Raw genomic sequence first — 12210 nt, 5'->3', positions numbered from 1 at the left:
TGAGAGACTTAATCGAGATGCACAAAATGGGCTTTCAGATAACGGGTTTCCGGAATTGCCGGGTGCACCGGATGGTCGGGACCCTGATAGCCGCTGGTCAGCAGCGAAGCGGGACGGCCGAGTTTGTGTGCCGCACCGCGGATACATTCGAGTAACTCCTCTTCCGCCAGATGCATGGAGCAGGAAGCGCTTACTAACAGGCCACCGGGCGCCACCAATCGCATCGCCAGCTCATTGGTATGGCGATACGCCGCCAGTCCGGATTTATGATCCTTGCGTCGCTTGATGAACGCGGGCGGATCCAGCACCACGACATCGAAGCGCTCGCCGTTGGCGACCATATCCTTGAGCACATCCAGTGCCTTGCCACGAACCGTGCTGAATACCGACGCTTTTCCGATGTTGTCCGCGTTGACCTCGCACCAGTCGAGCGCCTGTTGTGATGCATCCACACAGGTCGCGGATGTCGCGCCGTTCGCCAGGGCTTGTACGCCCCAGCCGCCGGCGTAGGAAAACAAGTCCAGCACGCGCTGACCACTGACCCATTGATTCAACCGCGCCCGATTGTCACGGTGGTCGAAGAACCAGCCCGTTTTCTGTCCCTGGTGCACGGGGGCGAGCAGCGCCACGCCGTTTTCGGTAAACGGCACAAATTCCGGTACCTCGCCATGCACCACTTCATTCACCGGTGGCAGGTCCTCGACGCCGCGACCCTGGTGATCGTTGCGCAGCAAGATGCCCTTGGGTTGCAATAGTGCAATCAGGATAGAGACCACTTCATCAAGTAGCTGCTCCATGCCCCAGTTGGACACCTGCACCACCAGGTAGTCGCCGAATCGCTCAACCACGAGACCGGGCAGCAGGTCCGAATCGCCGTATACGAGACGGTAGCCACTATCCGTGAAGTAGCGTTCGCGTTTCGCCAGCGCTGACTTGATGCGCTGCTCCAGCAGCGATTTGTCCAGAGGACCTTTGCGCGACACGAGCCGGCCACAGATCAACTGGCTCGGATTAACAAAGGCATAACCCAGAGATTTGCCACCGCTGTCGCGGACTTCCAGTTGGGTCCCCGGCTCGATACCTTTCAGCGGGGTCTTCTTGGTGTCCACCTCATTGCTGTAAATCCACAAATGGCCGCGCTTCAGGCGGCGCTCGGCGCCACGGTTCAGGATAATCTCTGGCACTGCGGATTCCTCTCACTTGGGGATATATCGTTGTGCAAAAAGCGGGCGCAATGTACACAGTTTTCACTGCATAAGCACGCAAAACTCCCTGCCCATCCAGCAATATTAGCCACCGTCAGTATTACGTTACTGTGTATGATGCTGAGGAAGACAGCGGCGCCTGCCACCATCCATTCGATTTGGCAGAAATTGCACGCCAAAAGGCATTCCCGCCACCGGATGTCCGTGTCACTCTATCCCCATGAAAGACACCCAATCCGCCAATTCCGATACCGCGCTACAAGCGACACCGGCCACCGTCGCGATGCTGGTGTACCCCGGTGCACAATGCCTGGACGTTACCGGACCGCTGGAAGTGTTTTCCCTTGCCAACCGTCAGCGCCTGGATCACGGCGAGCCAGTCACACCGGAATACAAAATCCAGCTGTTAGCGGAAGAAGCCGGCCCGGTCATTATGTCTTCGGGTATTCGTATAGTGGCCGATATGGCATATCGCGATGCACGAAACATCGACACTTTGCTGGTTTGCGGTGGCGACGATCAAAGCCTGGCCCGGCTGCGTGCCGATAGTGCCGTGATCGAATGGCTGCAAACCACCAGCCGGCAGGTGCGCCGACTGGGCTCTATCTGCAATGGTGCGCTGCTGTTGGCAGAGGCCGGCCTGCTCGACCAGCGCAAGGCGACCACACACTGGATGGACGTGCCTGCGCTACAGACCTATGCCGATGTCGATGTGAACGCTGATGCAATCTATATCCGTGACGGCAATGTCTTTACTTCGGCGGGAATCACAGCCGGCATCGACCTCGCGCTGGCCATGGCCGAAGAGGACTGTGGACGTGAACTCGCCCTGTCGCTCGCACGCAGGCTGGTGTTGTACCTGAAACGTGACGGTGGCCAGAACCAATACAGTACACACTTAGACGCCCAGTCCCGTAGTCCCCGGTTTTCTGGTCTGCTCACTTGGGTGCGCGCCAACCTGGGGGAAGTTTTGGATGTCGAGCGCATGGCAGCACAGGCAAATATGAGCAGCCGACATTTCGCCCGGCGGTTCAAGGAAGAAATGCAGGAGACACCGGTCCGTTTTGTTGAACGGTTGCGTGTGGAAAAAGCCCGACAACTGTTAGTAAGCGCCGGAGTGGATTCCGTCGCGCTTGCGAAAATACCCGGCCACTGCGGCTTTACCTCCAGCGAGCAGATGCGCCGCGCTTTCAAGCGCCACCTTGGTGTTTCGCCAACGGATTACTGTAAGCGGTTTAGCTAAACCCAAATCCCAACCTACTAACCCTCGCACCCCGGATCGATAAATTTGCTCTGGAGGGATCCACTCGCCTAAAAAAAGGAACAACAAGATGAAAACATGGATATCACACCTCACTATCGGGGCTGCACTACTACTTCCTGTCAAAGTTTTTGCACAAGTCCAACTTGAAAGTGATGGCGATAAAAAAGAGATAAGCGAAGCGCAGTTTACCGAAGACGGAAAACTATTGATGCCGGACAATGTGGACCAATGGGTATTTCTCGGGGCCTCGGTCGGCCATGGCTACCCACAAGAAGCTGCGGGTGGATTTAGTAAGGAAAGCCCGGGTCTCTTGCAGGTGGTGCAGATGGAACCTGCTGCCTACGACTACTTCATTGAGTACGGCGAATACGCCGATGGCACCATGATGTCCCTCGCTTTCTATCGGCCGCAGGAATCCCCTAAGCCCGCTATCGATGGCTTGGTGCAGGGGGAGCTCGCCAGTTTTGAAATCCATCTTATCGACAAGGAACTGTTTCCTGACCAGCGGGCGTTTTATCTGTTTGCCACCGACAGCAACACAGCAGCTATGTTGCCGGAAGGAAACAGTTGTGTCCGATGCCATAGGGAGCACACATTATTTGATGGCACTTTTGCACAGTTTTACCCTGTGATTCGTCAGCGCCTAAGCCAGTACAGCCATAGTGAGCATGCGGCCTTGGACGCGCAATAACCTCGCAACCAATCCCGCAGGCGCTTTTGCGTAAAGGTTCGAAGTAATCAGAAGGCGACAGTACGAAACAGGAATAGGGAATCACCACCAGAGAGAAGTACACAACGGCTTACAGCACCCAATCCAGACTCGACCTCATGGTAATCTTTACCTACTGATCTACTGGAAATAAAAAGATGCGAAAAAAAGCGTATATATCTGTCGTGTGTGCTGTCGCAGTCTCATTCGTTGTGGGAGTGAGTAGTGCATACACGAATGAACAATCCGCGGAACGCTGGGCAGAGGATATCGCTTACTACCAGCAAAAGCTGGCCGAGAAGCATATCAACCTGTACCACACTACCAGTAAGGTTGCTCTGACTGCTGACCTCGACGCACTGGTGGAGCAGCTACCGGAATACAATGAATCCCAGATAATCGCGGAAATGATGCGTATCACGCGCACCATTGGCGATGGCCACACCCAGTTCGGTTATTGGAGCGGTGACAGCCTGTGGTATCCCATTCATGTGGAGATGATCTCCGGAGATTTGCGACTGGTCGCAGCGGGCGAGAACCTCAAGCACCTGCTTGGTACAAGGCTCAGTGCGATTGACGGAGTTCAGATCGCCAGCGTTATCAAGCAAATCCAGCCTGTCGTGCAGGGCGTCGAAAATACTCACTCGTTAAAAGAGCGCGTATCCAGCCAGGTGAAGCTTGCGCAGCTGCTCTATGGCCTGGGGATTGCCGAGCAATTGGAGCGCGCCGCGCTGACATTTACCAGCGATGACAACCAGAGTGAGACCGTGCTGGTGGAAGCCATCGATAGGCAAGACCTGCACGACGAATTGACCCATCAATTGTTGCCCGAACAGATACCGTTCGGTAATAAAGCCATTGAAGCATCGCAAGGACTCTGGCTCTCTACGGATCAGGAAAGCCAAACGGCGTACCTTTACTTTCGCGACTATCCGAGTTTTCCGGATATGGAAGCCTTCGCGATGAAGGTGAAACAACACCTTGATCAGCACCAAATACGAAACCTGATTATTGATTTGCGCGATAACGGCGGCGGAGACTTTTTTGTCGGCCTGGGATTGGCCTGGGGCCTCGTGCTCACAGACGGGTTGGACTGGGACAACGGCGTCTATACATTGATTGGCAACAAGACATTCTCCGCTGCCATGAGCAATGCCGCCCAGTACCGCCAGATCCTTAATGCCAAATTGGTGGGTGAACCCACGGGGGCTAACCCGGTGGGTTATCAGGACATGGACAGCTTCAAGCTACCCAACAGCGGATACACCGTTACCTATTCAAAGCGAAACTACCGCTTCCAGGACGTCGCCAGCGAGGGGATTGAACCGGATGTTATTGTGCCCTTGGGCTGGGACGACTATCGCAATGCTGATGACGTGCAGCTGGGCTGGATATTGGCCGATATTGCCGATCGACAGACGGCGGGGACGAAATAGCGGCGTTGGGGAGTGCCGTTGCAATGGGGCCCGATATGAACTTCGGGCCCGAAGGCTCAACAGCACCAGAGGCCGAACTTACCGGCCCTTTTCCTCACGAATTTCGTTGATAAATTCGACGGTAATCTCTTCGATTCCCCGCTCACGGGCGGCGGCCTCGACTTTCTTCTTGACGGTACCGCGTACGAACGCCGGAACAAAGTCCATCGACAGCTCGGCAGCCATATCCCACTTGATTTCGGACTCGCTCATAACAACCTCGAATTGGTCAGCTTTCTATATTGGTTCTCTGGCGGTGTGCGTTCCCGGGAGCGACTGGATGCCAGGGTTTTGATAACACTATCAAGCCATTAGGCTCATTCAATCGCTATGAGTTTTGTCAATTTCAGGGTGCTGCTGCCAAATTGCCGATCGACCTCCTCCTGAGGGAGGCTGGATCTTGTCTCAACTGGAAGAGAGCCAATACTAGCTTGGCGATGCATCTTCTTGCTTTGATGCTTGCACAACTGATGGGCCATCGAGGCGCTTGCAGTGGTGCGTTCAGAGAAATAGATATCTCCCGCTTGTGCCGTGACGGGAGAGCCGGAACCGTCAGAACTGCCAGAACCACCAGAACTGCCAGGCGTCTATGCCGTTGCGTACCTCTCAAGTTTTCTGCCTTGCAGCCTCATTTAGGGCAGATAAAAAAAGAACCGCTGGGTAAAATTAGCGTCGTGACATGGTTCACAAAAGTGGCGGTATAAGCCGCAGGATTATCCAAAAATTACTGGCACGCGAGAGACTTGTATCGTGTCGCCAGAACTGTGGGGGACGGAATGAAAGCGAGATTTCAGATAGGAATGCTGGCGGTTATCCTGACGCTGGCGGCATGTGGCGGAAATAATTCCTCAACGGGAGCGGGTTCCCCCCCGGAACCTTCCCTAACCTTGGTAGACGGCTTTCCGGGCATGCGGATTTACCCCGGATTTAATGTGGTATCGGAAGACGACCAGACCACCCTGTCCATGAGTTCGGGGCAGAGCATTGAAGTATTGCGTATCAATGGTGAAGACCAGGTGCTGGAGGACGGCAACAGCTGGATGGCAGCGTTTGAACTGACGCCCGGTGATAATATCTTTGATTTCTATCTACAGGCCGGTACCGAGTACACGGAACGTTCGGTGACAGTACGCTACCAGGGCATTATTCCCCATGGCAGCGCCGGCGCAGCACTCACAGACAATGGTGGCCTGGTGGTTGACGATTACCGGCGCGATGCGCTGGTGCGCTACTCCATCGACACGCCGTTCGTCGAGGCCTTTGAGCCCGCTTCTGTAGAAGGTTTCCCGGAATCTTTCGGTAGCTTTGCGGCCCGGGGTAATGACGTTTATTTTTCGGCCTGGGATGAAGTCGCTGAGACCGACAAGATTTATCGCCTGGATACCAGTACCTACAGCTTCGAAACGTTGTTCGATCCGCAACAACCCTATTTCAATACCGATGCGTTCGCATTGAGTGATGATGGTGCAACCCTGTACTTCTTTGGTGAGTCCATCCTGTTTGGGCTGGAATTGGCAACCGGTGCCCTGAATGAAATCGCCAGTGCGGACGCAAGCGGCCTTGACGAGGAGTTTAGCTATGCACAGGCAATGGTTGCGGATAATACGTCTGGGAAAATCCTGATCAGTACGGTTGAGTACATTTATGATCCTCAATTCCAGCAGGTCAACAAATTTATTTCTGTCGACCTAGAAGGGGCCAATGCGGGATTATTCCAGCGTATTGATCTGTCAAGCGAAACCGGCTGCCTGACGGACATTAATGATTCCTGGTTTTATGCCGCCCCACGGATTTACGATGGGAGCTGGTACCTGGCCGAATCCAGCGGTAGTGTCCTGAAACTGGATGCCGCTACGGGTTGCATCGCCAGCGTCCTGCAAATATCCGATGCTGATTATCCCAACAGTGAGTCACTGCAGGGCATCGATTATGATCCGGTCAATCAGGAAATCTACCTGGGTTATTTTTCTGGTGCGGCGAAATACAATCAGGTTACTGAATTGTTTAGCTATGTGGAGCCGAAAGGGTTTGCCGAGCAGCATTACCTGTTTGAGGAGCCCTTGCGGGTGGCCGTCGACACGGCAACCAGTACGATTTTTACCACTTTCGAAAACACCCTGGTCGCACACAGCCCGGTCTCTGCCGAAACCGAAGTACTGGCTACGTTGAGTGATGATATTGCCGGCCTGTATCTCGACTCTGCCAATGGCGTGCTCTACGTGGGGGACGAAAGCGGGGAACTGGGTATGCATGACCTTGCTTCAGGGGAATATACCCAGTTGCTAGCGCCCGGGGGTCCGTATGACATAGAGGCACTGGCCCAGCACTCGGACGGCACCCTTTACTTCCTCGATGGGGACGTCGTCTACCGGGTTGCAGCCGATACACTGGAAGTGACGCTGTTGTCCGGGGCCCTGACCGACGGCATTGAAATCTGGCGGGATGACGACATGGTGATTGACGAAGCGGGCAACCGCCTAATCACCAATAGTGAAATCAATGACCTGTTCTATTTTGTTGCCATCGACCTTGAGACCGGTGCTCGCTCGCTGCTGAACCCGGATACTGGCATCGATGGTTTCTTTGGTGAGGGATTCCTCCTCGGCAGCGATGGCTCCCACATCCTCTTCACAGTTAGTGAACAACTCATGCGTTTCGATCTAGCTACCGCCACCCCTGAACTGTTGTTTTCCGAGCAGGATGGCTCAGCAAAATTCGGTGAGCTGACGGGCATTGCTGCGATGGGGGAAGGCGAGCTGGTCATCGGTGACGACGACAAAAATGGCTTTTGGTACCTCAATATGGCCACCGGCGAACGCACGTTTATCCAGTAAATACCGCAATTTGCCGTTGCCCAATAAAACGCCCCCATTCTGGGGGCGCTTTTTTGTGTACTGATCATTTTCAGGCTTTTCCAGATACAGAGGCTAGATAGGGCTGTTCGAGGCGCGTCGTTCCGCTGCCTGTTACCCTTGCACTCCCTGCACGCAATCGAGCGATCCAAGCGCAAAGCCCTGCAACTAAACGAAATCTGGCGCCTGTGTCCCTTGATCTGGCATGGTGTACCGATTAGATTGGCCGTCCTTCCCCATCCCGGTGACAGAAAAGTCGCCCATACCATGGAAATCGATGAGCAAAAACTGCTTGATCATATCAAGCAGCATTTTCGCACGAAGAAAATTGTCAAACCCTTCCCCCAGAAGCTGGCGCGCTTTGAACGTGTGTCCATCCAGCATGACCGCCACATCAAGTCTGTCATTGACAAAACCGGCACGATAATCTGGTCCGACCATCATGTCATCAACGGAGACAATCCGCGCGCTGACTGGGTGCATTCGATCGAACTGGACCATGCCATACACGATGGCGAGTCGGAGCTGAAGTTTGTCAATTGTCTTGAGAGTGATCTAGTGTCTCTTGGCTGCTATGGGAAGGAGACACAATTCCTCGGTTCGACCTACGAAGTGAGTTCTGATTGCGAGCTCAATGATAATTTGCCCTTTTTTGAAGGCACTTTTCGCATACCGGGCGAGTTCTGGAGTCTCATACTGATACATAAGACTTTCGATGTTCCAACGGCGCAAATTGAACGGTATCGCTGGAGTAACGGTATAACAACTATTGAGGGAGATTTTCCTGAAAACGAGGTTTTAAATCTGGACGTCATCATAGAAATATTGCAGAGCTACTACCCAGATAGCGAATGGCACCAGGTTGATGGTCCAGATTCCATGATACTCAGAGGATGAACGAAACAATACGCATCAGAGAGTTTCCCCGCCCAACCCGAAGTGATCAGATCTTCACACGGACGCATCGTCCTATGATTAATTTTGCATCGAGGAAAGCAAAAATTCAGAAAAGGTATAAAGGTCCTCGAAAAACATTGCCGAGGCTAGGTTTTCCTGCGGAGCGCTGATCAGGCTGGCGAGCGTCTCCTCCCCGCGGCCGGTCCGCACCAGTACCGGCCTGCATCCCTTCGCCACCGCAGCCTGCAAATCCTGCACCCGATCTCCCACCATATAACAGTCGTGCACACTGGTATCGAATTCGGCTTCGATGGCATCGAGCATTCCGGTGCCGGGTTTGCGGCAGCGGCAATTGTCGTCGGGGCCGTGGGGACAGTAGAAGATGGCGGCGACTTCGCCACCGGCGTCTTCGACCGCAGCGCGCAGCTTGGCGTGGATGGATTCCAGGTCGTCCAGTTCGAAGTCGCCGCGGGCGAGCCCCGGCTGGTTGGTGACGATCACGAGCTGGAAGCCGGCCTGGCTGAGGGCCGCCATGGCTTCGATACTGCCGGGCAGGGGCTGCCAGTCGTCGGCGCAGCGCACTCCGCCTTCGACTTCAGCGTTAATCACTCCGTCGCGATCTAGCAGGATCAGGGACATGGTGGTGGTCTACTCCAGAGACAACACCGGGGCCGTCAGGCCCCGGTAGTACCGTCTTACTTGGCAGGTGCCAGCAGTGAAATGTCGGCAACTTCGAGGAACAGGGCACGAAGTTGCGATAACAGGGCCAGGCGGTTGTTGCGCAGGGCTTCATCGTCTGCCATGACCATTACGTCGTCAAAGAAGGTGTCGACGGTCTCGCGCAATCCGGCGAGACCTGCCAGGCCCTCGGTGTAGCGGGCTTCCGCGTAGAGCGGCGCGACTTGCGCCTGGGCATCCTTGATCACCGCAAACAGGGCCTTTTCGGCATCTTCCTGCAGCAGGTGCTCGTTGACGCTGGTCGGCGCCGGGCCATCCAGCTTGGCGAGGATATTGGAGACGCGCTTGTTGGCCGCAGCCAGGGCCTGCGCTTCCGGCAGCTGGCTGAACGCATGTACCGCATGCACGCGGTTGTCGATGTCCAGCGGACGCGACAGTTTGCGCGCGGCCACGGACATAAACACTTCGGCGGGAATGCCCTGGTCCTCGTAGCGGGCGCGGAAGCGCTCGAGCACGTAGGCGAGGGTCTGGTCGACCACGGTGTTGTATTCCCCCAGCGCCGTGCGCGGGAAGTTGTCGCGGGCCATTTCCAGCAGTGTGTGCAGGTCGAGATCCAGATTCTTTTCTACCAGCAGGCGAATCACACCGAGGCTGGCGCGGCGCAGGGCGAACGGATCGCGTGAGCCGCTGGGCGGCTGGCCGATACCGAAAATACCCACGAGCGTGTCGAGTCGATCTGCCAGAGCCAGCACCGTACCGGTATCGGTCTGCGGCAGCTCGTCACCGGCAAACTTGGGCATGTACTGCTCGTACATGGCCTTGGCGACTTCCAGCGGCTCGCCGTCATTCTCGGCGTAGTAGTAACCGGCGATGCCCTGCATGTCGGCAAACTCGAACACCATCTCGGTGACCAGGTCAGATTTACACAGGGTGGCGGCACGTTCGGCCCAACCGGTGTTGGCAGTAATCGCCGTGGCGATACCGCTGGCCAGCTTGGCCAGGCGCTCGGTCTTGTCATAGACGGTACCCAGCTTCTGCTGGAATACGATCTGCTTGAGCTTCTCGCGACGTGCCTCGAGACTGGTCTTTTTATCCGTTTCGAAGAAGAAGGCGGCATCGGCCAGGCGCGGGCGAATGACGCGCTCGTTGCCGTGGATCACCTGGGCGGGGTCCTGGCTCTCGATATTGGCCACGGTAATAAAGAAAGGCAGCAGCTGGCCGTCTTCATCCACCACATGGAAATACTTCTGGTGTTCCTTCATGGAAGAAATCAGGGCCTCGGCAGGCACCTCGAGGAAGCGTTCCTCGAAGCGGCCGGTGAGTGCCACTGGCCATTCCACCAGAGCAGTCACTTCGTCGAGCAGGTCGTCGTCGATCACCGCCACGCCATTCACATTTTCCGCCTCAGCAGATACTTGAGCGCGGATCATGTCGCGACGTTTGGCGAAGTCCACCAGCACATAACCGGGCTTTTCCAGCTGCTGCAGGTAATCGCTGGCGGAATGTACTTCCAGTTCGCGGTTGCAGTGGAAGCGGTGGCCACGGGTGGTGTTGCCGGACTTGAGCCCGAGAATCTCCGCGTCGACTACCTGGTTGCCGAACAGCATCAGTAACCACTGCGCCGGACGCACAAACTCTTCGCGGCGCGCACCCCAGCGCATGCGCTTTGGAATGGGCAGGGCGTCGAGGGAGGCAGACACGATGTCGCCGAGCAATGCGGTGGTGTTTTCGCCACCCACGGTTTTTTCACAGAACAGCTTGTCCTGTTTGCCGTCGTTGGCGACACAGTCGGCTAGCGTATCGATGGCGATGCCATTTTTCTGCGCGAAGGCTTCCGCTGCGCGCGTGGGTGCGCCGTCCTTGAAGGCGACCTTGGCGGGTGGACCCCAAACGGACAGGGTCTTGGTCGGGGTCTGTTCGGCCAGTTCGGTGACCACCACCGCAAGACGGCGCGGCGCCGCGTAGGCACGCACCTCGCCGAACGGCAGTTCTTGTTTCTTCAGGCCCTGCTCAATGCCGGCGGCAAAGGCGTCCATCAGCTTGCGCAGTGCTTTCGGGGGCAGTTCTTCGGTGCCCAGCTCTACGAGAAAATCCTGCGCCATTACTGCTTCTCCTCTTGGGCAGTGTCCTCTGCCAAAATTTCTTTACGAATGTCTTCCGCAGCCAGCGGGAAGCCCAGCGCACGGCGGGCGTCGTAGTAGGCTTGTGCCACCGCACGGGCGAGGGTGCGCACGCGCAAAATATAACGCTGGCGCTCGGTGACCGAGATCGCGTGGCGGGCGTCCAGCATATTGAAGGCGTGAGAGGCTTTCATGACCTGCTCATAGGCTGGCAGCGGCAGACCCAGCTCGATCAGGCGCTGGCTCTCGCGCTCACAGTGATCGAAGGTGCTGAACAGGAACTCCACATCGGCGTGTTCGAAGTTGTAATGGGACATTTCCACTTCGTTCTGGTGGAACACGTCGCCGTAGGTCACCGGGCTGCCATCGGGATTGCGGGTCCAGACCAGGTCGTAGATAGATTCAACACCCTGCAGGTACATGGCGATTCGCTCGAGGCCGTAGGTAATTTCGCCAGTCACTGGGAAACACTCGATGCCACCCACTTGCTGGAAGTAGGTGAACTGGGTCACCTCCATGCCGTTCAGCCACACTTCCCAGCCGAGGCCCCAGGCGCCCAGGGTGGGAGATTCCCAGTTGTCCTCAACGAAGCGGATATCGTGGATGGCCGGATCCACGCCCATGGCGCGCAGGCTGTCCAGGTAGAGCTCCTGGATGTTGTCCGGCGAAGGCTTCATTACGACCTGATACTGATAGTAGTGCTGCAGGCGGTTGGGGTTTTCCCCATAGCGACCGTCGGTCGGGCGACGGCAGGGTTGCACATAGGCGGCGTTCCAGGTTTCCGGACCCACAGCGCGCAGGAAGGTAGCCGGGTGGAAGGTACCGGCGCCCACTTCCATATCCAGAGGCTGTAGAATGACGCACCCTTGGCGCGCCCAGTAATCCTGCAGGGCAAAAATCAGTCCCTGGAATGTGCTGAGGTCGTATTGCTTGGACACCGCTTTCTCCGCATGTGTAAAGTGCGGCCAGCGCCGCATCGGGTCCGGGCATGTGGCCCGGGCAAAGGGTCG

Annotated in this window: 10 protein-coding genes; 5 read left to right on the top strand and 5 right to left on the bottom strand. The window is 56.2% G+C overall.

Features of this window, described 5'->3' with window-relative positions; all coding sequences use genetic code 11:
* Window positions 1–8 precede the first annotated feature (8 nt).
* Window positions 9–1184 carry a class I SAM-dependent rRNA methyltransferase gene (locus tag ACXAD0_RS02515; protein ID WP_475086769.1) on the bottom strand — a complete coding sequence of 392 codons (1176 nt, stop codon included), beginning with the start codon at window positions 1182–1184 and terminating at the stop codon, window positions 9–11.
* 241 nt (window positions 1185–1425) lie between these two features.
* On the opposite strand from ACXAD0_RS02515, the gene ACXAD0_RS02510 reads away from it, so the two are divergent.
* From ACXAD0_RS02510 to ACXAD0_RS02500, 3 genes are all read left to right on the top strand, one after another.
* A complete protein-coding gene (locus ACXAD0_RS02510) occupies window positions 1426–2448 on the top strand; it encodes a GlxA family transcriptional regulator (protein WP_475086768.1) in 1023 nt (340 codons plus the stop codon).
* Between the two features lie 88 nt (window positions 2449–2536).
* Window positions 2537–3160 carry a cytochrome P460 family protein gene (locus tag ACXAD0_RS02505; RefSeq protein WP_475086767.1) on the top strand — a complete coding sequence of 208 codons (624 nt, stop codon included), beginning with the start codon at window positions 2537–2539 and terminating at the stop codon, window positions 3158–3160.
* A 236-nt stretch (window positions 3161–3396) separates the two neighbouring features.
* Window positions 3397–4614, top strand: coding sequence for a S41 family peptidase (locus ACXAD0_RS02500; protein WP_475086766.1), 1218 nt, complete (start codon window positions 3397–3399; stop codon window positions 4612–4614).
* Between the two features lie 78 nt (window positions 4615–4692).
* Here ACXAD0_RS02500 and ACXAD0_RS02495 read toward each other — a convergent pair whose 3' ends face one another.
* Window positions 4693–4866, bottom strand: a complete 174-nt coding sequence (locus tag ACXAD0_RS02495; protein ID WP_475086765.1) for a hypothetical protein — start codon at window positions 4864–4866, stop codon at window positions 4693–4695.
* A gap of 563 nt (window positions 4867–5429) precedes the next feature.
* On the opposite strand from ACXAD0_RS02495, the gene ACXAD0_RS02490 reads away from it, so the two are divergent.
* Together ACXAD0_RS02490 and ACXAD0_RS02485 are read left to right on the top strand one after the other, a co-directional pair.
* Window positions 5430–7487 (top strand): hypothetical protein, encoded by a 2058-nt coding sequence (locus ACXAD0_RS02490; RefSeq protein ID WP_475086764.1) that lies wholly within the window; start codon window positions 5430–5432, stop codon window positions 7485–7487.
* A gap of 285 nt (window positions 7488–7772) precedes the next feature.
* Window positions 7773–8402 (top strand): hypothetical protein, encoded by a 630-nt coding sequence (locus tag ACXAD0_RS02485; RefSeq protein ID WP_475086763.1) that lies wholly within the window; start codon window positions 7773–7775, stop codon window positions 8400–8402.
* Between the two features lie 78 nt (window positions 8403–8480).
* Here ACXAD0_RS02485 and gmhB read toward each other — a convergent pair whose 3' ends face one another.
* From gmhB to glyQ, 3 genes are read right to left on the bottom strand one after another with little or no spacing between them, the layout of a single operon-like run.
* The gene (gmhB, locus tag ACXAD0_RS02480) at window positions 8481–9041 is read right to left on the bottom strand and encodes a D-glycero-beta-D-manno-heptose 1,7-bisphosphate 7-phosphatase (protein ID WP_475086762.1); all 561 of its coding nucleotides are present in this window, start codon (window positions 9039–9041) and stop codon (window positions 8481–8483) included.
* A gap of 56 nt (window positions 9042–9097) precedes the next feature.
* Window positions 9098–11182, bottom strand: a complete 2085-nt coding sequence (glyS, locus tag ACXAD0_RS02475) for a glycine--tRNA ligase subunit beta (protein ID WP_475086761.1) — start codon at window positions 11180–11182, stop codon at window positions 9098–9100.
* On the bottom strand, window positions 11182–12177 hold the full coding sequence (glyQ, locus tag ACXAD0_RS02470) for a glycine--tRNA ligase subunit alpha (protein ID WP_475086760.1): 996 nt from the start codon (window positions 12175–12177) through the stop codon (window positions 11182–11184). The genes glyS and glyQ overlap by 1 nt, the downstream gene beginning before the upstream one ends.
* Window positions 12178–12210: the final 33 nt, after the last annotated feature.

The sequence above is a fragment of the Microbulbifer sp. ABF4_148 genome (assembly GCF_056158985.1).
Note: the sequence above shows the minus strand (reverse complement) of the source record. Positions and strands in the feature narration are given on the sequence as shown.